Source organism: Dyadobacter sp. (assembly GCF_039919315.1).
Taxonomy (GTDB): Bacteria; Bacteroidota; Bacteroidia; order Cytophagales; family Spirosomataceae; genus Dyadobacter.
Window position 1 is genome coordinate 1 of record NZ_JBDSFX010000001.1, and the last position, 20,087, is coordinate 20,087.

The window sequence follows — 20,087 nt, forward strand, 5'->3', positions numbered from 1 at the left end:
GAGCAATTTTTTCAAGCATTGCTTCTGGCTTGCCTTCCGCACGTGCCTGCTCCTTACCCACTTCGATTTCACGCTCCACAGTCGCGGAATCAACTTCATCCTTATCCAATGCGATAGGTTTCATGGCAGCGATCTGCATGGCCACGTCTTTACCAAGCTCGTTCACGTCCGTTCCGTTTACACCATTGAATGCAACCAGTACGCCCAATTTACCATTGGAGTGAATATAAGGAACAACCTGATCAGCAGTTACATTTTCGTAAGCAGTGATTTCAAGTTTTTCTCCCAATTTACCAACCAGGTCAATGATGTGCTCACTTACCGGACGACCATCCGCCAATGTAGCTGAAAGCAAAGCTTCTTTATCAGCAATATCATCTGCTACTGCTTTGTCCAAAATGCTTTTCGCCAGATTTTTGAAATCTTCAACGTTGGAAACCGGTTCAGTTTCGCAAGCAAGTGCAACAAGCTTTCCGTTTGTTCCGTCAGCACTGATCTGTACTACTACTGTTCCTTCGGAAACTGCATTGTCAGCGCGTTTTGCTGCTACTTTCTGTCCTTGTTTACGAAGAATATCAACAGCTTTGTCAAAATCACCATCAGCTTCCTGAAGTGCTTTTTTACAATCCATCATGCCCGCGCCAGTCATTTGGCGGAGTTTATTTACATCTTGTGCGGTAATTGCCATGATCTTATTTAATAAATTTTTATTACTGTTTTGAAAGAAACTGACCTGTTACCCTTGAATGATCAAATGGTTAAGAAATCCGTTTCAGATTGAATTTAAAAAAACTGTAGCCCATAGCAATTAGGCTATGGGCTACTTTATCTGTTCAGACAGGAGTCGGGTTCAAGCCCGGTCCATATCGCCCTGATTACTCTTCATCACTTTCAGCGACAGCTGTTTCTGCGGCTACTTCAGCACGAGGTGCAGCAGCTGCGGCAGCCTCTTCATTGCCTTTGTCAACCTGACGTTTCGCTTCTTCCTCCTCTACCAGACGCTGATCGTCTTTATCTTGTTTGCGTTCCATCAAACCTTCTTCGATTGCTTTTCCAATGGCCAAAGTGATCAACGAGATAGCTTTGTAAGCATCGTCATTACTTGGGATCGGGAAATCAACTAATTCGGGGTTAGAGTTTGTGTCGCAGATAGCAAAGATGGGTATGTTCAATCTTTTTGCTTCTGAAACCGCAATGTGCTCGCGTTTTACATCAACGATGAAAAGGGCAGCAGGAAGGCGGGTCAGGTCAGCTACACCACCCAACACTCTTTCCAATTTATCCTTTTCACGTGTAAGCATCAGGCGTTCTCTTTTCGCAATATTGCTAACCGTGGTTTCGTCTTTTAGCATCTTCTCAAGAGTCTGCATTTTTTTCAAAGACTTGCGAATCGTACCGAAGTTTGTAAGCATACCACCTAACCAACGATCAGTTACGTAAGGCATTTTAAGACGTTTCGCCTCTTCCGTTACGATTTCCTGAGCTTGTTTTTTAGTAGCAACAAACATGATCTTACGTCCTGAACGAACGATCTGCTTCAAAGCGGCTTCAGCCGAATCGATGCAGCTCAAAGTCTTGTTCAGGTCAATGATGTGGATCCCGTTCTTCTCCATGAAGATATATGGAGCCATACGTGGATCCCACTTGCGGGTAAGGTGACCAAAGTGGACACCTGCATCCAATAGTTCTTTATATTCTAATTGTGCCATTGCCAATTTAAATTTAAAATGTTTTTGAAATTACGCAGCACAAAGCATCGGGCACGATAAGCAATGTCTGGACAATTTTTTTGTCATTTCTAGTCAGGTATTGTTTTGAATTAAAAAAGAACAATAAATGACCGTTCATGACTACACTTGACAATTGCATGACCATTTCTGACCACACATGACAGTGTAATATTAACGTTTCGAGAACTGGAATCTCTTACGAGCCTTAGCGCGACCGTATTTCTTACGTTCAACCATACGAGGGTCACGGGTAAGGAATCCTTCTTTTTTCAACGCACCACGGAATTCTCCGTTGTACTCGCAAAGCGCTCGGGAAACAGCCATACGGATTGCTTCCGCTTGTCCTGAAATACCACCACCTCTTACATTCACTTTAAGATCGTAACCATTGCCACCGCTGATCACTGCGAAAGGCTGCTGAAGAACAATTTGGTGAACTTCAAATGGAAAGTATTCTTTGTAATCGCGTCCGTTTACTTTGATGTCTCCTTTACCTGGCGTCATATAGATACGAGCCACGGCTGTTTTTCTTCTACCTATTGTGTTGATAACTTCCATGAATTACAACTGGATTTCTTTTGGTTGCTGTGCGCTGTGCGGATGTTCCGGCTTAGCGTAAACAAACAGATTAGTAAACAAACGACGTCCCAAACGATTTTTTGGAAGCATACCTCTTACGGCTTTCTCGATTACACGTTCTGGGTGTTTTTCGAGCAACTCACGGGGAGTTTGAAAACGTTGACCTCCTGGGTAGCCAGTGTGACGAACATAAACTTTGTCGGTCATCTTCTTACCTGTCAACTTGATTTTATCGGCGTTGATAATGATAACATTATCACCACAGTCCACGTGAGGAGTGTAACTTGCCTTGTGCTTGCCTCTGATAATTTTTGCAACTTCACTGGCCAAACGACCTAAAATTGCATTCTGAGCATCCACAACAACCCACTCCTTGTTCACTGTGTTTTTGTTCGCCGAGATGGTTTTGTAGCTTAACGTATCCACGATTAACAAAAATTTAATTGATTTTCAATAAATTACACTGTAACAAGACAGTCCCATCGCAAAATGGGAGTGCAAATATAGAGTTTAACAAATTGAATTACAAGTATGTTTGGGAAATTCCTTTATCAATCATTGATTGAAAATGACAAAGCAGCATATGGTAAGCCATAAACCACTGAAACATGGCGCTGCTTGTTGTCCAGATAAACATTGAAGTCCTTTGACTTACGGGTTGTATAAGTCGTTCTTCCATACAGATACCCAAGCTTTATTCCCACTTTCGGACTGAACCTGAAACGTACAAAAGCTTCGGATTGTCCACTGTTTTTATTTAATACCAAAGGAAGTGCATTGAATATAGTAGGGTGTGTAGGCAGCCATCTGTTATAATTGGCCTGCCCGCTGCCCGGGACCTGCGTACTTTTTTCATAAAAAGCATTTCTTTCCGAACCGAAAGCCAATCCAAGTAAGTCAGTATCAATGCCAAGGTCAATTTTCCAGAATACAATGTTGAGTCCAGCAATGACGCTCAGTCCGTTTACCGACACATCCCGGTATTCTAAAATCTCTGTTGAATTCCTAATCACCGCAGATTCCAGGTTTGTTCTGCCCGCGTAGTACCCCCACGCCCTGAACCCCAGCCCTGCCCGCAGCCAAGGTAGTTTTCGAGATCCTAATTCTTCATGATATAAAATGGAAGGTGCCCATGAGATGCTACCTACCCCTGTTCCCACGTCTACTCCGGCACTGATGGGAGAGGTATTCTGCGCCCATCCATTGCCAGCTTTCAGTAATAAAACAAAAAATAATACTTTTAATACTTTCATGATAAAATTCAGTTCGATGAGAAATGTAAAATCCGATGCTTCGGATCATGCTGTCCTAAATATAGCATCCGATATTTTTAACAAGATATTCCCTTTGCTACAATCTATGACAATATGCTACTTATTATGCATATTTAGTAACCAGGCATTAGCCCAGGGTACCGATCAATTATCCTTCGCGCCATTGTTCAATGGTAAAAACCTGGACGGATGGGTCGATGTGAACACTTCAAAAGAGACCTGGAAAGTAAAAAACGGCACGCTCATTTGTTCCGGAAAACCCATCGGCGTGATGCGGTCCGACAGGCAATATGAAAACTTTATCCTGGAAGTGGAGTGGAAACATATGGAAGCCGGCGGCAACTCGGGCATTTTCATATGGAGCGAAGGTACTCCCCAGGAAAATGATCCCCTCACCAAAGCCATTGAAGTACAAATGCTGGAACTTGACTACGCCAGGCAACACAATGCAACCGAAGACTACGTCCACGGCGAATTGTTCCCGACCATGGGTATGACGGCGATTCCCGACAATCCCAGAGGCCCAAGAAGCAAGTCGCTTGAAAAAAGGTGCAAAGGCAAGGGAGAATGGAACAAGTATGTGGTGGTATGCGTCGATGGAACCGTCAAGCTGTCTGTGAATGGCAAGTTTGTAAACGGACTGCGCAATTCGGAGCGCAAAAAAGGCTATATCTGCCTGGAAGCAGAAGGTGCCGAGATCCATTTCCGCAATTTCAGAATTCTCGAATTACCCTCAGGAATTACCTCAACCGCACAAACTGCCCCTTTGGTCAATTGATTGGTGAAGTAAACTTTCTACTATAACTTAGGGACAGATATTAATTCTACTCCGCATGAAAATCTCCTTCGTTGGCTCTGGGAATGTGGCCTGGCATCTCGCTCAGGCTTTTGAAGATGCTGGTCACTGGATTTGTGAAGTGTATAGCCGCGACACCCAAAAGGCACGTCAGCTGGCTTCCTCTTTATATGATACCAACATCCAGCCCGACCTTAACTTCTCGGAAAGTGAAGCCAATGTGATTATTATTGCGGTTTCTGACGATGCCATCGAGAGTATCATTCAACGCATTGTACTGCCCGAAGGTGTGATATTGGTGCACACCTCAGGTACCCGCTCGCTGGCAGAATTTCAAAACCTGATCGAGATTTACAGTGACGTATATGTCCATACCGGTGTTTTTTATCCACTTCAGACTTTTACCAAGGGAATTGAAATGGATTATAAGTCCCTACCCTTCTGCATTGAATCCAAAAACGAACTGATTGAGAACAAACTGATTCTACTGGCCCAGAGCATTAGCGATAATGTGAGCCGGATGGACTCGGACGAGCGGTTTATACTACATGTTGCAGCCGTGTTTGCAAGCAATTTTACCAATTACCTTCTTACTATTTCCCACGATATGCTGGATCGGGAACAGCTGGATTTCGAACTGCTCAAACCATTGATCCAAACCACTATTGAAAAAGCATTGGTATCTAACAATCCGGCCGTAGCCCAAACCGGCCCGGCACGTCGCGGGGACTGGAAAACAACAGGCCGTCATTTGGAATACTTGCAGGAAACAGATGAAGACTGGACTGAAATTTACCGGCTGATGACAGACAAAATCAGGAACTTCTATATTTCAAAATAATAAGAACCCGTGCCGTCCGGAAAAAAGTTAGGCTATATTTGCAGGATTCACAATAGATCTTTTCATGAATTCTACATTAACGGACCGTTTCAAGCGCATTACCACCTTTATTTTTGATATTGACGGTGTCATGACCGACGGAAGTGTGATCGCTCTCGAAACCGGCGAGCAACCCAGGATTTTTAATGTAAGGGACGGCTACGGCATCAACCGGGCGGTCAAAATGGGTTATCGGGTCGCAATTTTATCTGCACAAAACCAGGTAGGTGTTCGTAAAAGGCTAGAATATTTGGGTGTAACAGACATTTTTATTGGCACATCACCAGACGGCAAACTGCCTGTTTTCAAAAAATACATTTCAGAAGCAAATCTTACTGAAGATGAAATTGTCTTCATGGGAGACGATCTGCCCGATTATGAAGTAATGCGTACCCATGTTTTAGGAGCATGCCCGGCCGATTCTGCCGATGAAATCCTTGCCATTGCCGATTATATATCACCAAAAAATGGTGGCCGGGGCGCAGTACGCGACCTGATTGAACAGGTGATGAAGGCGCAGGGAAAGTGGATGACCTGGTTTGAATAAACGACTGACGAAAGAAATACGGAGCAGAAATCTGTGGAAAAAAAGCGTTACTTCCCTAACCTGAATGGCATTCGCTGCATTGCGGCACTTTTGGTAGTTTTTCACCATTTGGAGCAAGCCAAGCATGCACTGGGAATTTCCAATATATATGAATGGCCCATTATCCAGCATGCGGGAAGGCTCGGTGTAGGCTTATTCTTCGTATTGAGCGGCTTTCTCATTACCTATTTATTATTGGAAGAAAGAGGCCGGTTTGGGAATGTCGATGCCAAAAAATTCTATTTGCGCCGGGTTTTCAGGATATGGCCGATCTATTTTCTCATCATTGGTTTGTCTTTTTTTGTCTTTCCACATTTAGAGTTGCTAAGCTACCCTGGCGTTGAAGAAAAGCTGACCGTCGATCTGCCTGAACGTTTAGGACTTCTTTTGCTGGTACTTCCCAATTTTGCATTTGTACTTTATGATCTGCCTTACTGGTGCGCCCAAACCTGGTCCATTGGTGTAGAAGAGCAATTTTACTACCTCTGGCCCTGGCTGATCAAATACCCAAAAAGGCGTATCCCTATCATTATTTTCTTTCTCGCGATCACAGCGGGGATTTTATATCTTGGTTTACAAATGGTCAACCCATCCGAAGAAGTCAAGGATGAAATGATCACTACTTTCCTGGGGCAGTTCCGCATTCAGACCATGGCGCTCGGAGGATTTTGCGCGTGGCTGGTTTACAAGGAAAAAGAGAATGTTCTCAAAGTCGTGTTTAGAAAAGACTTGCAGATCGCTGCCTATACGATTCTGATGGTTTTGTTTCTATCCGGCGTTCATTTCACCGGATTTTTGGAGGTATACGCAGTCTTCTTTGCCTTTTTTGTGTTGAATGTATCCTGCAATAAGGACACCATTATCAGTCTGCAAAATCCTTTTATGGACTATATGGGCAGGATTTCATACGGTCTTTACGTGTATCACGTGTTTGTAATTGTATTGATCGTCAATATTTTGAACAAATATCTGCCTGAATGGAATGGTACCAGCTACCAGATCGGTCTTTACATTTTGTCATTTATTGGATCAGTGGCGGTAGCGTCTCTCTCTTATTCTTATTTTGAAAAACCCTTGCTCGCTTTCAAAGACAGACGTTTCGGGCGGTAGTCATTTCAATGCTTAATTTTTGGGCAGTTCTGCCATCGTGTAGAATCTCAACTTCTGGCGCTGGGCCTCCTTCAATACTTGTTCCAAAAACGCCACATTGAAACCATATGCCCCGTTTTCAGGTGCTACATGCAATGGTTGGTGACCAAACAACATCAATGCAGTACCAGTCTCTTTTGCTTTGCCAATTGCATCCTGCATTTCGCCAATAGTCAATCCTGCGTCGGTATCGATCAGAAGTGCGTCTACTATTTTTTCTTTATCAAATGGATAAAAAATGTGGCTCATAAGCCTGGGTGCCAATGCATAAAGCTGCACTCCGAACATCCTCCGTCTTGAAATGGCCACGTCACGAAGGATTTTAAAACCACTCGCCAACAATACCGAATCGACTTGGTCATTATGATCGCCACCGGGATGAGCATAGGATTCCGGCACAAAACCTGCCAGTTTCATATAATGTAAGCCAGGCGTTAATTCGGTTTCCGCATATTTGGCCGGCCCGAGAGCTGCTATTGTTTCCGTGGCCTTACCATGTACCGTCCCGTGAAACCCTATTTCATGCCCGTCGCTTTCCAATTGTTTGAGCTTCGCAATTTCATCTGCGGTCAAAGTATCACCGCAGGTAATGAAGAATGTAACCTTTGCATTGTATTTCCGGAATAATGGCCGTAACGCATACCAGTCGTTGATAAAGTGATCGTCAAAGGAAATCGCTATCCCGGCTTTTTGGTTGTTTTCAGCTGTATTCGAGCAAGCTGACATGAAAATGATCAACAGTAGAAAGGCAATCGCAATGCCTGGACGGAATGTGGGTCTTACGGTTGAATATTTCAATACTTCCGGGATGAAATGTTATTTTCGCTAAATTAATCACTGCAGATGAAAATTCTCCATACCGCTGACTGGCATATTGGCAAAAGGCTTGATAACTACTCCCGTCTGGAAGAACAGCGGCTGGTGCTGGAAGAGATATGCGGGATAGCCGAGCGGGAAAATGTAGATGCTATTATCGTTGCAGGCGATCTGTTTGACAATTTCAATCCATCATCAGAGGCTACGGAGCTACTATACAGCACATTGCATCGCCTTTCCGCGAATGGAACGCGCGCAGTGGTCGCTATCGCTGGCAACCACGACTCCCCCGAGCGCATACAGGTACCGGACGCGCTCGCGAAAGTTTGCGGGATACTATTTGTGGGCTTTCCCAATACAGAGATCAAGCCTTTCTGCACACAGGGTCAAGTGGAAATCGTACGGACAGCCAAAGGTTTTATTGAACTTACATTGCCCAATGCCGACTTTCCACTGCGCATTTTGCATACACCTTATGCCAATGAACAGCGACTAAGAACATTTCTGGGTATAGAAGAATCGGAAGAAGCGTTAAGGGTTCATTTGCAGAACCATTGGCAAGAGCTGGCTGATCTGTATTTGGATGACAAGGGTTTCAATTTACTAGCCACGCATTTGTTTGTCATGCAAAAAGGCGGCCCAATGCCCGAAGAGCCGGACGACGAGCGCCCTATCCTGCATATTGGAGGCGCTCAGGCTATTTACACTGAGAATTTCCCTAAGCAAGTGCATTACATTGCGCTCGGCCATTTACATCGCTATCAGGTGGTTGATAAATATCCAGCCCCGGCCATCTATTCCAGCAGTCCGCTGGCGTACAGCTTTTCCGAAGCCAATCAGACCAAATATGTGGTTTTGATTGAGGCCGAGGCGGGGAAACTAGTCAGTTACCGCCCGATCGAACTGACGAAAGGGAAAAAACTGCGCCGTAAAAGCTTTCACAACATTGATGAGGCCATAATCTGGCTGGGCGAACACAGCGACGACCTCATTGAACTGACCATTATTTCAGACAATTACCTGGAAGCAGCCGACAAAAAGCGGCTGACAGAAGCGCATTCAGGTATTATCCAAATCATTCCACAAATCAAAAGAAGTGAAGAGTCGGAAGCCGCGTCAGAAATTGATCTTTCGCTCAGCATTGAAAAACTCTTCGGCGAATATTTCAAAACCAAAAACAAAGGCCAGGAGCCATCAGATGGGTTAATGGAGGTTTTTCGGGAAGTGCTTGGGACTGAAGAGGAAAGCGCTTAGAGTAATCAATTTACATCCTAACTACTCACAGTCAAAAAACCGGAGGTAAAACAAAAGCGACAAACAATCCTCAGACCATTTGTCGCTCAATATTTGAATAAACTATGATTTGTTAGCTAGCGCGTCTCAATTTCGCTTCAATGGTCTGCTGAGTGTGCGGTACGATCCTTAGTCTTTCCTTAGGGATCAATTTGCCTGTGTCAATGCAAACGCCATATGTTCCGTTTTTAATGCGAACCAATGCATTTTCAAGCTGGATAGAATATTTTTGCAAACGGGCAGCAAGCTGGCTTAGGTTTTCACGCTCACTGGCATCAGCGCCGTCTTCAACTAATTTGGCCGAACCGGCGGTAATGTCTGTCCCACTATCGTTTTTTTTGCTCAATCCTCCTTTAATATAATTAAGCTCGCTCATGGTCGCCTCCAATTTTCCGCGGATGAGCTCTTCAAATTCCCTCAATTCTTCCTCTGAATATCTTGTGCGTTCTTCTTGCATAATCTTAGTTGATTTTGTTAATCTAGTATGAAGGAGCGTTTCAAAGTACAAAAGTACTAGTATTCTGCCTATTTCGGAATTATGATATAAATACTATTTTCTAAAAGAATTCAATTATCAACGATATCAGAGCGTATAACGTAACAAAGCCACAACCTTTAACAGGAAATGGCTTTGCTTGGGTTTTTGCATGGGTTTCGGGTTACTTATAAAGAACCGACTTAACTGCCTCAACTACCCGTTTCACGCTTGGCAAAATTTCTTCGATCAATGTCGGAGCATAAGGCAGTGGCACATCACGGTTAGTAACCCGTATCACCGGCGCATCCATAAAGTCGAATGCATGGCGCTGGATATGGTAAGTGATTTCTGTTGAAATAGACGCCAAAGGCCATGCTTCTTCTACTACCACACAACGGTTTGTTTTCTTCACAGATTCGATGATAGCAGGGTAGTCGATCGGACGAACAGTTCTGAGGTCGACCACTTCAACGTCAATGCCTTCTTTTTCCAATTGCAAAACTGCCGGCATCACCACACGCGGGATCATTTTACCAAAAGAAACAATGGTAACATCTTTTCCCTGACGTTTTACGTCTGCTTTGCCCAGCGGTATCAGATACTCCTCTTCAGGAACCTGCATTTTGTCGCCGTACATGACTTCCGATTCCATGAAAATAACAGGATTGTTATCACGGATGGATGATTTCAAAAGTCCTTTTGCATCGTAGGGGTTCGAAGGAACCACAACTTTCAGGCCCGGTGTATTGGCAAACCAGTTTTCAAAATTTTGTGAATGCTGTGCTCCTAGTTGTCCCGCATTTCCTGTTGGGCCACGGAATACGATCGGGCAGCCATACTGTCCTGCGGACATTGAAAGAATCTTGGCAGCACTGTTGATGATCTGATCGATCGCAACCAGAGAGAAGTTGAATGTCATGAATTCAACAATCGGGCGAAGACCGTTTCCGGCAGCTCCTACTGCTATCCCTGCAAAACCAAGCTCTGCAATAGGTGTATCAATTACGCGCTCAGGCCCGAATTCGTCCAGCATTCCCTGACTGGCTTTATAGGCGCCGTTGTATTCCGCAACTTCCTCACCCATCAGAAATATACTCTTGTCAAGGCGCATCTCTTCCGACATAGCGTCGCGAATGGCATCTCTAAATGCTAATTCTTTCATTCGTAATTTTATAATTATTTAATTCTTAGAAGAAACCATCGCAGAATCTTGAAATCTTTCTTGGATTTGACCTGCGCGGTTACATAAAAAGACGTTTTGTATACTTATTTCAAAATGATCTGGTAAAATTAGAGAAACAAGGTCAATTCTCAAATTCTTTCAAAGAACCATTGCGTTAAAAATACGCGTAATGATGCGATTATAATGGGATCACATCTACTTCCACCTTAAGCGTATGTTTTCCGTAGCTGAATATAATTCCTTTCAGCGGCGGCACATCGCTGTAATCCCTCCCCCACGCCGTCACAATGTGCCTTTCACCGGGTACAATATTGTTGGTAGGGTCAAAATCACACCAGCCATAATCAGGAATAAAAACGGAGATCCAGGCATGGGAAGCATCCGAACCCTGCAGCTTCGGCCGTCCGGGCGGAGGAAGTGTTTCCAGGTAGCCACTGACATAGCGTGCAGCGAACCCAAAACTACGGATACAGGCAATCGCCAAATGTGAAAAATCCTGGCAGACCCCTTTTTTCGCAGCAAGTACTTCCTTGATCGGCGTATTGACCGTCGTAAAATCGGGAACAAAGTCGAATTCGGTATAGATCTTCCTGCAAAGCGCTTTCACACATTCGTAAAGGGGCATATCATCCCGAAAACAATCCTGCGCATAGGCCTTGATTTCAGCGTCCCATTTGACTAGTGGACTCGGAAGTACGTATTCCAGCACATTGATTTTCATTGCCCTGTCACTCTTCAAACGTTCACGCGCCGCGCGGCAGGTTACTTCGGATGGAATAAAAAGAGAGCCGGTCGACTCCGTCAGTATTTCTACGATGCCCGTGGTGAGTACCGTGAGGTTTTTGTGAGGCGAATGCAGTGAAAAATAATGCGTGGTATTACCGTAAAAATCAGTTCTTTCTATGAGTTGTGACGGCTCTGGCGTCACTTGTATCGTGAAACCCTGGCACAACTGGTTTGGCAATGTCCGTGGAGCAAGGCATAGCAGGCTGTGATAATTATTTACGGCCTCCGCGTACTTATATTCCGTTTTATGGATCAGTTTATATTTCATCCGTATCGTAATCCGCAGGTTCAAAAAATGAATGATGCATCAGCGTATGACTGAAATACATATTCGTCAGGTTCGTAGAAACCGAGCTGATCAGCCTGGAAACTTCGGAAAGTAGATTAAAAAGCTCCACCCGCTCCGAGTCTGCGTTGCATTTACTCAAATCCGAAATATCGGCCAGCTTAATCAATGTGGACGCTTGCAAAACAAATTTTTGAGCATCATTCAATCGCTTACCCCGGGTGGTGGTAGGAAGTTTTGTCAGGTTCTTTTTAAGCTCGTCCACCATATACACTAATGAATACGGCAAAGTTTTTTCCAACAAAACCATGTCCAGCATCGCTTCCACACTCAAATGTGACTTGTATATCTGCCTGTAATTAACCAGCAAATGATGGTTAATTAATGTTGCCTCTATCAACTCATTCTCAACAGCTTGTGCATTTTTAACACCAAAATTAGATTGTATTACACTGATTCTGGACAAAATACGTTCGATCAGCTTCCCTGTTTCAAGCAATAAAAAGCTGTTGTCGCGCGGCATGCTTTCGGCGATTACGCCCAGGAAAGTAAACATGTTGTTGAACAGCCCGTCCAGCGTTTTCTGAATATTGTTGCTGTTCATCGTCGACGCATTCCGTATCTCATGGAAACCATTGTCGACCAGATCCACGATGCGCCATATTTCCAGGTCCCATTGGTTACGAACAGCTCCCACAGCATTCAGGAACAATCCAATGTTCGCCGATACGGTACCGGGCCGCGCTGTGTTCGAGATGAGGTCGATGATTTCTTTGTAAGGATCTGCAAGTGGGTCTTCTTCTTCCAAAAATCCGGGATAGGTTGCTGAAAGGTGCGTCAGCGATTGCAGCAAAACCTTAATGTGTTCCTGCTTGGCCGGGCCGCCAAAATTGCGGTCAAGGTTCAGGACATTAATGGTCGTGTTCATGAATTTGATGATTGACATGGCTCTTTCGCAATATCGGCCCACCCAAAACAAGTTCTCAGCGCTCCTGCTCGGCAGGGATATGTGTTTATTGACAGCAGCCAGGTTCGGCAGCGTGATTTTCTCCTGCAGCTCCTCGGTTTTATCCGAAACAATCCAAGTATCCTTCGACAAGCCCCCGTGCTGATTAGAGATTACAAATCGGTCTTTCACCGGCGAGCTTCTCGTCAGGCCGCCTTGCATGACGTGGTAGCCATTTTCATCGGCAACCATGAACGCACGAAGCGCTGCATAACGCGGCACAATGTTGCCATCAATGAGTGAAGGTGTCGTCGATAAACTGACCTCCTGTTGGGCGATAAACTCATGAGGACGCTGGGTGATCATGCGTTTCAACTCTTCCTTTTCATTAAACGAAAGAAGCCGCCCATATATCGACCTGAACCTGGTCTTACGATTCGCTTTCTTGATGATCAGCTCGTCGATATGTTCCATTACATAATTCAACTCTTTGGCGTGCCCGCACCACCAGGTGGCCACAGAAGGCATCCGCAGCTTTTCACCCAGAAAATACATGCTAATGTTCTCCATAAAGGCCAGAAAAGCATGATTTTCCAGTACACCGGTGCCCGGAGGGTTCAGTACCTGTACATTACCCATGCGGATTGCCTGCAAAAGACCGGGTACGCCCAATCTGGATCCCTCATGGAGTTCCAGCGGATCGGACCAATCGTCATCAATGCGCCGAATGATCACATCCACTTTTTGAAGTCCGTCAATGGATTTGAGCCATACACAGCCATTTCTGACCAGCAGATCATCACCTTGTGCGAGCGTGTAACCCAGGTAGGAAGCCAGGTAAGCATGCTCGAAGTATGCTTCGTTGTTGGGTCCTGGCGTAAGGTAAACAATATTTGGAGCGTCTTTACTTTTATCCGAAAGCCGCAAAACAGTATTCTGGACGCTGTTAAAGTAAGGCGACAGTTTGCTGACATACATTCCGTCGGCCAGTTCCGGCAGCAGCTTGCTCATCACGACCCTGTTCTCCAATGTATAACCAGAGCCAGACGGTGCCTGGGTGCGGTTATCCACAATCCACATTTGCCCGTCCGGGCCACGGGCCATATCGGCAGCGAACAATGTGAGCTGCCTGCTGGCTGGAAGCTTCAAATCAACACAGGGCCGAAAAAAGCCAGTGTTATCATAAACAAGCTCCGCGGGAATAATGCCGTCCTTCACCAGCTTCCTCGGGCCGTAAAGGTCTCTCAGGATCATGTCCAGCAACGTAGCGCGCTGCTGTAATCCCTTTGCAATGCCATTCCATTCTTTTTGTTCAATCAAAAAAGGAATGGGGTCCAGCTGCCAGGGCCTGTTGAGGCCGTCGGGGGTACCATAAACATTGTAAGTCACGCCATTTTCGCGCAGCTTATTAATGATCTCCTGATTCCTGTTTTTGAGTTCGTCAATACCGAGTTTTTCCAGTGTCGAAAAAAGTGCTTTCCAATGCGGCTTTATATTTCCGCTCATATCCAGCACTTCATCATAGGAACTAAGTCCACTTTGGTAGGATTGTAATAGATTCACGGAAGCCTCGGTAAGCATAATTCAAAAGTAGGGTTACGCTGTCAATCTATTTTGATTTCCAGTATTTACGCAAATCCAGCGTATTTGGGTACTCTGGATTGATTAATTCAATGGGTGTGTCGCTTTTCATTTCTTTTTTCGTTTCTGCTACAAACCTGGAAACGCTACCCGAATTTTTTTCCAAAATCGGTACTTCCTGCTTAGCAGAAGGCGTGTGCCCAAATCCCTGGAACAGGCTAATTTTCCGCGATTCTGCTTCAAAACTATTGACAGGATAAGTATCAAAACTCCGTCCTCCCGGGTGCGAAACGAAATAGGTACAACCTCCCAATATACGGTTATTCCATGTATCTACAATATCGAAAACCAATGGTGCGTCCGCCCCGATCGTCGGGTGCAATGCCGATGGCGGATTCCAGGCTTTGTACCGTATTCCAGCCACAAACTCGGCTTTAATACCCGAGCTGCGAAGCGGTACACGACATCCATTACAAACCAGAATGTGCCTTCCCTCTACAAACCCGCTTATTTTTACCTGCAACCTTTCCAATGAAGAATCTACAAAGCGGGCGGTACCCGAGTTCGATAATTCCTCCCCGAGTACGTGCCAGGGCTCAATACCCAGTCGCAAATCGAGCTGAATGTTATCCACTTTAATGCCTCCATAATGTGGAAAACGGAACTCAAAGAATGGGTCGAACCATGAAATGTCGAAGTTATAACCTGATTCTTTCAGGTCATTCACCACGTCCACCATATCCAGATATGCAAAATGCGGCAACAGGAAGCGGTCGTGCAGCTCGGTACCCCAGCGGATCAGTTTGTGTTTGTAAGGTTCCTTCCAAAATTTGGCGATCAGTGCGCGAACCAGCAGCGTTTGAACCAGGTTCATGTGCTTGTGCGGCGGCATATCGAATGCACGGAACTCTAATATTCCCAGTCTTCCCGTTGAGGAATCCGGCGAATACAGTTTGTCCATACAAAACTCCGAGCGGTGGGTATTACCGGTAATGTCGACCAATAAATTCCTGAAAATACGGTCCACCATCCAGAATGGCACTTCGCCGTCTTCCGGAATCTGGTCAAAAGCTATCTCCACTTCGTAAAGCCGTTCGTCACGACCCTCATCAATGCGCGGTGCCTGACTCGTAGGGCCGATAAATGGCCCAGCAAACAGGTAACTCAATGCTGGGTGATGCTGCCAGTAAGTAATCAGACTTCGTAGCAGATCGGGACGTCGCAGGATTGGGCTATCAGCAGGTTTTGCACCGCCGATGGTCACGTGGTTACCGCCACCCGTTCCGGTATGGCGGCCATCAACCATAAATTTATCAGTACCTAATCTTGAAAAGAATGCCTCCTCGTACAATGCACTGATATTATCGACCAGTTCCTGCCAGTTTTTAGCAGGGTGAATATTTACTTCAATCACCCCCGGATCCGGCGTAACGATCAGCTTTTGCACGCGGTGATCGGATGGCGCCGGATAACCTTCGATACGGACAGGCATTTTTAGTTTCTCAGCCGTGGCCTCAATGGAAGCCATCAAATCCAGGTAATGTTCCAGGTAATCGGTAGGAGGCAGGTAAATGTAAATAATACCGTCCCGTTCTTCTACGCAAATCGCTGTTTTGATAATGGGTACCTTGAAAAGCAATGGATCTTCCTCCTCTTTTTCCAGCACCTTTTTATCGTCTTCTTCTTCCTCAATCTTGGGAGTTACAGGTACCTGATACGCAGGCGCAACGCTCCCATATCGCGATTCAACGACTGGTTTATAGTCAATCAATTGCGGCAGATCTTCAAATGGACTGCGATCTACTGGTTGCTCACGGTTCTCTTTGGCAACTTCCGGTAGCGATTTCAATGGTAAACGGAAACCTATGGCCGAATTACCCGGCACCAGGAAGCAATGGTTACGACGGAATTGCCAGGCTGTACTCGCCCAATGTTTTCCTTTTTCTTCCCATTTAATTGGCAAAACAAAGCCCGCGGGATTATTAAGCCCTTTTTCAAGAAGCTTAGCCAGCGTCCTTCTCTCAATGGAATCTTTGAGATTGACTTTCAAAGGATCCACATTGACTGGTACTTTTCCCTCTTCCAATGCCCAATAAATCGGGTCTTCATAGGCAGGAGTAATGTTATTAATATCAATACCGAGGTATTTGGCCAATTCGGTAGTGAATTGCTCGGCTTCGCGGAAAGTATATTTGGTTTGCCCCTCTTTGGTCACGAGATCATCATTGCGCCACATCGGTACGCCGTCATTTCTCCAATACAGCGCATATTGCCAGCGCGGAAATGGTTCGCCCGGGTACCATTTGCCTTGCCCGAAATGTAGCAGACCTCCATGGGCAAACCTCTTCTTCAGCCTCAACGCGAGATCATAAGCAAGTTGCCTTTTCAGCGCACCGTCAGCGGCAGTGTTCCATTCCGGCGATTCGAAATCATCAATGGATATAAATGTAGGTTCGCCGCCCATGGTGAGCCGGACGTCACCGTCTTGTAAATCTTTTTCAACATCGTAGCCGACCTGCATTACCGCTGCCCATTGCTCCTCTGTATAAGGCTTGGTGACGCGGGGATCTTCGTGGATACGGAAAACTTTGTTGTCAAATTCAAATGTTACCTCACAAACGTCCGTCGCACCCGAAACCGGCGACGCACTTTCATAATCCGGCGTACAGCAAAGCGGAATGTGTCCCTCACTTGCGAAAAGCCCCGAAGTGGCATCGAGACCGATCCAGCCCGCGCCAGGCACATAAGCCTCCGTCCAGGCGTGCAGATCGGTAAAATCTTCTTCGGGGCCCGAAGGACCGTCCAGTGATTTGATGTCGGAAGTAAGCTGCACGAGGTAGCCCGACACAAACCGCGATGCAATACCTAAGTGCCTCAAAACTTGAACAAAAAGCCATGCAGAATCACGGCAGGAGCCACTTTTGATGTTTAATGTATCCTCGCAGGTTTGCACCCCGGCCTCCATTCTGATGTTATAATGGATCGCATTGTATATTTTCTGATTGAGATGGACCAGAAAATCGACAATCTTAATCTTGTTATCCAACTTCGCCTCTTCCACCAACTGCATGAGCCGGGGACCAAATTCCCGTGGTTCCAGATACGGTCCAAGTTCCTTTTTCAATGTAGCGTCGTAAGCAAATGGATACATTTCCGCATACTCTTCCACGAAGAAATCGAATGGATTAATAACCTGCATTTTAGCGATCACTTCCACTTCAACACTTAGCTCAGTAGTTTTTTCAGGAAATACAACCCTGGCCTGGTAGTTGCCAAACGGATCCTGCTGCCAGTTTATAAAATGGTTTTCAGGTAAAATCTTTAAAGAATATCCTTCGATAGCAGTTCTCGAATGAGGGGCAGGGCGAAGACGAAAAATATGAGGCGAAAGTGAAACACTCCTGTCAAACTGATATCTTGTTTTATGCGAAATAGCAACTTTTATAGCCATAGTTGGAGTATTACAATAATATTAAATAATTTGGTAGTAGTGGGAGTGTCTGGGCCTAAAAAAATGTATTATACTTATTTTTCAAAATATATCATTGCAATAAATAATTTACACGAAATATAATTTCAACTCACGCTTATTACTATTGTGCCGATGTAAAAGTACCTCTCCGCTGAGACTACATGTTCATTTGCCAAATCGTTCATTCCTAATTTCCATGAGATATCATCCGCTAAAATCACGACTATGATAGTGATGGAAAACCTTCTGCTAATTCCCACATAACGATCACTCATTATTTTCTTCCTCGTTTGTTAGTTTGACTTGGTTTGCCAAAAACAGTTGGTGAATCACATGCAAAGAGACGAAAAAACTACCCAAACTAATCAACTATCGGAGACGTATACTACGAAAGCACTCCTAACCATCGCTTCATTCGCGTTGTTCCTTCTCGTGCAAGGCTATTTCGGTAAGGTCGTTTTCGAGCGGGTCAAGGGATACAAACAGGAATATCGTGCCTATCCGATTGCTTATGACTCACTCATGGCCAGCAGGTTTGGGCTGGACTATATCCTACCAAAATACATAGTGGGATTTATGAAGCCCAAAAAAGCTGTACTACTAGTGCCTCCCAAGGATTACATTACTAAGTATGTTAAACACACTTCAACATTCTCGCTGACTAACCCTATCTACATGTTCTACATGAACACTGAAATCAGGATCGTCCACTCTGATTCTCATGATTATAACAAAGCCAACTGCACCATTTTAATCGATCAGCAGGGCCAATGTTATCCGATGAAAATAACTACGGGACAAGAGCTCGAATCGGTTATACAGTTGTTTAAAAGCGGAAAAGCATACGCTCCGTCCAAATAGTTGTTCACCTTACTTTCCATCCAATGATTTTCACCACCATATTCCTGCTTCAATTCCTGATTGGTTTTGGATTAGTTGATCGGTTCGGAGTTATTAATAAGCTTGGTCAAAAGATCTCCCTGTCAATATTGCTCGGATTCTTTGTTTCGTCCGTAGCCGTTTTTGCACTAGAGTTACTCCACATTAAGCTGACCACATTTTCCATTTTATCAGTACTTGCATTAGCTGCGCTGATCATTAATTTCAACCTGCCACATCTGCTTAATCGCCTCCTTGGGGCATTTACGGAAAATCGTGATACCGTCCAAGTTTACGAACTCGTATTTTTTTTGGCCGCAGGCTATCTACTTTTTTACAGCGTATGGCGATCCTATTCAATTCCAGTGACGCCCTACGATTCCATTGTAGGAATAGATTTGGTTGCAAAGCAAGCGATTAAGGAAGGCCACATCGTTTCCTCTATCTTCTACCGCCCCGAATTTCGGCCATACCTATCGACCCAACCTTACTATGCTCCGTTTACAATGCTTATGCAGGTTATTTATCGATTTGCAGGGTTGCCTTTCGGCCAGCTTTGGCTGGGAATACTGACTGTCTCATTTTTTGTGTTCGCTTACAGTAAACTTTGCGAAAAAATCCATCCGGTCATTGCTGGTTTTTTTGTGCTGCTTTTCATTACTGTTCCTGAAATGTATGCCTATACCTTCTTGCTGCAAACGGACTTTTCCAATGCAGTATTCTTTTCTGTCGGAATGATTTTCACAATAGAATTTCTGGAATCAAAAAATATCCGCTACCTATTCCCTGCCGCAGTATTTATGGCTGCGGCTTGCTGGTCAAGAACAGAAACTATTATTTTAGTGATCCCGGTTGCCTCCATTATTCTGGTACGGCTCTCTTCGGGACGCTCTTTCAAATTGATTTTACCGGCATTTTTCTACTTCGGGTTTTGCGCTCTTTTCAACGTTTTGTGGAACGTGATTTTCTTCAAGCTTTATTTCCCGGTAGTGCCAGAAGTAAAAGATCAGATCAATTGGAAGGGCGTGTATTCGTGGGAAAAATCAAGTGAAATTTTGAATGGAATGAATGCATTCTTTTTTAACGCGAATTATTGGGGTTATTCCATTCATATCTTTCTCACATTATGGCTGATCAATATGATATTCAGTCGCAGCAAGAAAGTAATGTCAAATTTGGCGTGGATTGCACTATTTTACCTGTGCTTTTTCGTCATGTTGCACCACTTCACACTTATGAATATCGAATATACTTTCCGGAGAGCTGTGATGAAATTTCTCCTCCTAATGTGCCTCTTAATGAGCCGGTTTCCACTTTTGCAAAGACGAATAGCATTACCAAAAATCAAATCGACTAATGAAAGCTGAATAATC

The 20,087-nt window shown here is 44.8% G+C and carries 18 protein-coding genes; 7 read left to right on the forward strand and 11 right to left on the reverse strand.

The annotated features are described in order from the left end of the window. From tsf to ABIO93_RS00025, 5 genes are all read right to left on the reverse strand, one after another. Positions 1–688: translation elongation factor Ts (gene tsf, locus ABIO93_RS00005; RefSeq protein WP_348063387.1), on the reverse strand; the 688-nt coding region annotated here is incomplete at its 3' end. Between the two features lie 187 nt (positions 689–875). Beyond that, positions 876–1,709, reverse strand: coding sequence for a 30S ribosomal protein S2 (gene rpsB, locus ABIO93_RS00010; protein WP_348063388.1), 834 nt, complete (start codon positions 1,707–1,709; stop codon positions 876–878). A 192-nt stretch (positions 1,710–1,901) separates the two neighbouring features. After that, positions 1,902–2,288, reverse strand: a complete 387-nt coding sequence (gene rpsI, locus ABIO93_RS00015) for a 30S ribosomal protein S9 (protein WP_026631735.1) — start codon at positions 2,286–2,288, stop codon at positions 1,902–1,904. Between the two features lie 3 nt (positions 2,289–2,291). Next, positions 2,292–2,735: a 50S ribosomal protein L13 gene (rplM, locus tag ABIO93_RS00020; protein WP_348063389.1), complete on the reverse strand. Its 444-nt coding sequence runs from the start codon at positions 2,733–2,735 to the stop codon at positions 2,292–2,294. Between the two features lie 125 nt (positions 2,736–2,860). After that, positions 2,861–3,562 (reverse strand): hypothetical protein, encoded by a 702-nt coding sequence (locus ABIO93_RS00025; RefSeq protein WP_348063390.1) that lies wholly within the window; start codon positions 3,560–3,562, stop codon positions 2,861–2,863. Positions 3,563–3,578: 16 nt separating this feature from the next. On the opposite strand from ABIO93_RS00025, the gene ABIO93_RS00030 reads away from it, so the two are divergent. The 4 genes from ABIO93_RS00030 (at position 3,579) to ABIO93_RS00045 (ending at position 6,955) form a co-directional block, all read left to right on the forward strand. Continuing rightward, a complete protein-coding gene (locus tag ABIO93_RS00030; protein WP_348063391.1) occupies positions 3,579–4,361 on the forward strand; it encodes a DUF1080 domain-containing protein in 783 nt (260 codons plus the stop codon). A 55-nt stretch (positions 4,362–4,416) separates the two neighbouring features. Then, positions 4,417–5,220, forward strand: a complete 804-nt coding sequence (locus ABIO93_RS00035; protein ID WP_348063392.1) for a Rossmann-like and DUF2520 domain-containing protein — start codon at positions 4,417–4,419, stop codon at positions 5,218–5,220. 64 nt (positions 5,221–5,284) lie between these two features. Next, a complete protein-coding gene (locus ABIO93_RS00040) occupies positions 5,285–5,806 on the forward strand; it encodes an HAD hydrolase family protein (RefSeq protein WP_348063393.1) in 522 nt (173 codons plus the stop codon). A gap of 33 nt (positions 5,807–5,839) precedes the next feature. Continuing rightward, the gene (locus ABIO93_RS00045; protein ID WP_348063394.1) at positions 5,840–6,955 is read left to right on the forward strand and encodes an acyltransferase; all 1,116 of its coding nucleotides are present in this window, start codon (positions 5,840–5,842) and stop codon (positions 6,953–6,955) included. 12 nt (positions 6,956–6,967) lie between these two features. On the opposite strand, the gene ABIO93_RS00050 is transcribed toward ABIO93_RS00045, so the two are convergent. Next, a complete protein-coding gene (locus ABIO93_RS00050; protein ID WP_348063395.1) occupies positions 6,968–7,792 on the reverse strand; it encodes a polysaccharide deacetylase family protein in 825 nt (274 codons plus the stop codon). 45 nt (positions 7,793–7,837) lie between these two features. Between ABIO93_RS00050 and sbcD the strand changes: the two genes are divergently transcribed. After that, positions 7,838–9,064, forward strand: a complete 1,227-nt coding sequence (gene sbcD / locus ABIO93_RS00055) for an exonuclease subunit SbcD (RefSeq protein ID WP_348063396.1) — start codon at positions 7,838–7,840, stop codon at positions 9,062–9,064. 112 nt (positions 9,065–9,176) lie between these two features. Here sbcD and ABIO93_RS00060 read toward each other — a convergent pair whose 3' ends face one another. The 5 genes from ABIO93_RS00060 to ABIO93_RS00080 all read right to left on the reverse strand — a co-directional run bounded on the left by ABIO93_RS00060 (position 9,177) and on the right by ABIO93_RS00080 (position 17,814). Continuing rightward, complete coding sequence (locus tag ABIO93_RS00060; RefSeq protein ID WP_234606066.1) at positions 9,177–9,563, reverse strand: TraR/DksA C4-type zinc finger protein; 387 nt, start codon at positions 9,561–9,563, stop codon at positions 9,177–9,179. 199 nt (positions 9,564–9,762) lie between these two features. After that, complete coding sequence (locus ABIO93_RS00065; RefSeq protein WP_348063397.1) at positions 9,763–10,743, reverse strand: pyruvate dehydrogenase complex E1 component subunit beta; 981 nt, start codon at positions 10,741–10,743, stop codon at positions 9,763–9,765. Positions 10,744–10,942: 199 nt separating this feature from the next. Next, complete coding sequence (locus ABIO93_RS00070) at positions 10,943–11,818, reverse strand: transglutaminase family protein (RefSeq protein WP_348063398.1); 876 nt, start codon at positions 11,816–11,818, stop codon at positions 10,943–10,945. Continuing rightward, positions 11,808–14,345, reverse strand: coding sequence for a circularly permuted type 2 ATP-grasp protein (locus ABIO93_RS00075; protein ID WP_348063399.1), 2,538 nt, complete (start codon positions 14,343–14,345; stop codon positions 11,808–11,810). Before ABIO93_RS00075 ends, ABIO93_RS00070 begins: the two co-directional genes overlap by 11 nt. A gap of 46 nt (positions 14,346–14,391) precedes the next feature. Beyond that, positions 14,392–17,814 carry a transglutaminase family protein gene (locus ABIO93_RS00080; RefSeq protein ID WP_348063400.1) on the reverse strand — a complete coding sequence of 1,141 codons (3,423 nt, stop codon included), beginning with the start codon at positions 17,812–17,814 and terminating at the stop codon, positions 14,392–14,394. Positions 17,815–18,168: 354 nt separating this feature from the next. On the opposite strand from ABIO93_RS00080, the gene ABIO93_RS00085 reads away from it, so the two are divergent. Next, complete coding sequence (locus tag ABIO93_RS00085) at positions 18,169–18,696, forward strand: hypothetical protein (protein WP_348063401.1); 528 nt, start codon at positions 18,169–18,171, stop codon at positions 18,694–18,696. Between the two features lie 23 nt (positions 18,697–18,719). After that, positions 18,720–20,081 (forward strand): hypothetical protein, encoded by a 1,362-nt coding sequence (locus ABIO93_RS00090; protein WP_348063402.1) that lies wholly within the window; start codon positions 18,720–18,722, stop codon positions 20,079–20,081. Positions 20,082–20,087 lie beyond the last annotated feature (6 nt).

Excerpts from the sequence above, each read along its gene's own strand:
- rpsB (WP_348063388.1), bottom strand. The coding sequence starts at position 1,709 with ATGGCACAATTAGAATATAAAGAACTATTGGATGCAGGTGTCCACTTT.
- rpsI (WP_026631735.1), bottom strand. The coding sequence starts at position 2,288 with ATGGAAGTTATCAACACAATAGGTAGAAGAAAAACAGCCGTGGCTCGT.
- ABIO93_RS00025 (WP_348063390.1), bottom strand. The coding sequence starts at position 3,562 with ATGAAAGTATTAAAAGTATTATTTTTTGTTTTATTACTGAAAGCTGGC.
- ABIO93_RS00030 (WP_348063391.1), top strand. The coding sequence starts at position 3,579 with ATGAGAAATGTAAAATCCGATGCTTCGGATCATGCTGTCCTAAATATA.
- ABIO93_RS00035 (WP_348063392.1), top strand. The coding sequence starts at position 4,417 with ATGAAAATCTCCTTCGTTGGCTCTGGGAATGTGGCCTGGCATCTCGCT.
- ABIO93_RS00040 (WP_348063393.1), top strand. The coding sequence starts at position 5,285 with ATGAATTCTACATTAACGGACCGTTTCAAGCGCATTACCACCTTTATT.
- sbcD (WP_348063396.1), top strand. The coding sequence starts at position 7,838 with ATGAAAATTCTCCATACCGCTGACTGGCATATTGGCAAAAGGCTTGAT.
- ABIO93_RS00065 (WP_348063397.1), bottom strand. The coding sequence starts at position 10,743 with ATGAAAGAATTAGCATTTAGAGATGCCATTCGCGACGCTATGTCGGAA.
- ABIO93_RS00070 (WP_348063398.1), bottom strand. The coding sequence starts at position 11,818 with ATGAAATATAAACTGATCCATAAAACGGAATATAAGTACGCGGAGGCC.
- ABIO93_RS00080 (WP_348063400.1), bottom strand. The coding sequence starts at position 17,814 with ATGGCTATAAAAGTTGCTATTTCGCATAAAACAAGATATCAGTTTGAC.
- ABIO93_RS00085 (WP_348063401.1), top strand. The coding sequence starts at position 18,169 with ATGCAAAGAGACGAAAAAACTACCCAAACTAATCAACTATCGGAGACG.
- ABIO93_RS00090 (WP_348063402.1), top strand. The coding sequence starts at position 18,720 with ATGATTTTCACCACCATATTCCTGCTTCAATTCCTGATTGGTTTTGGA.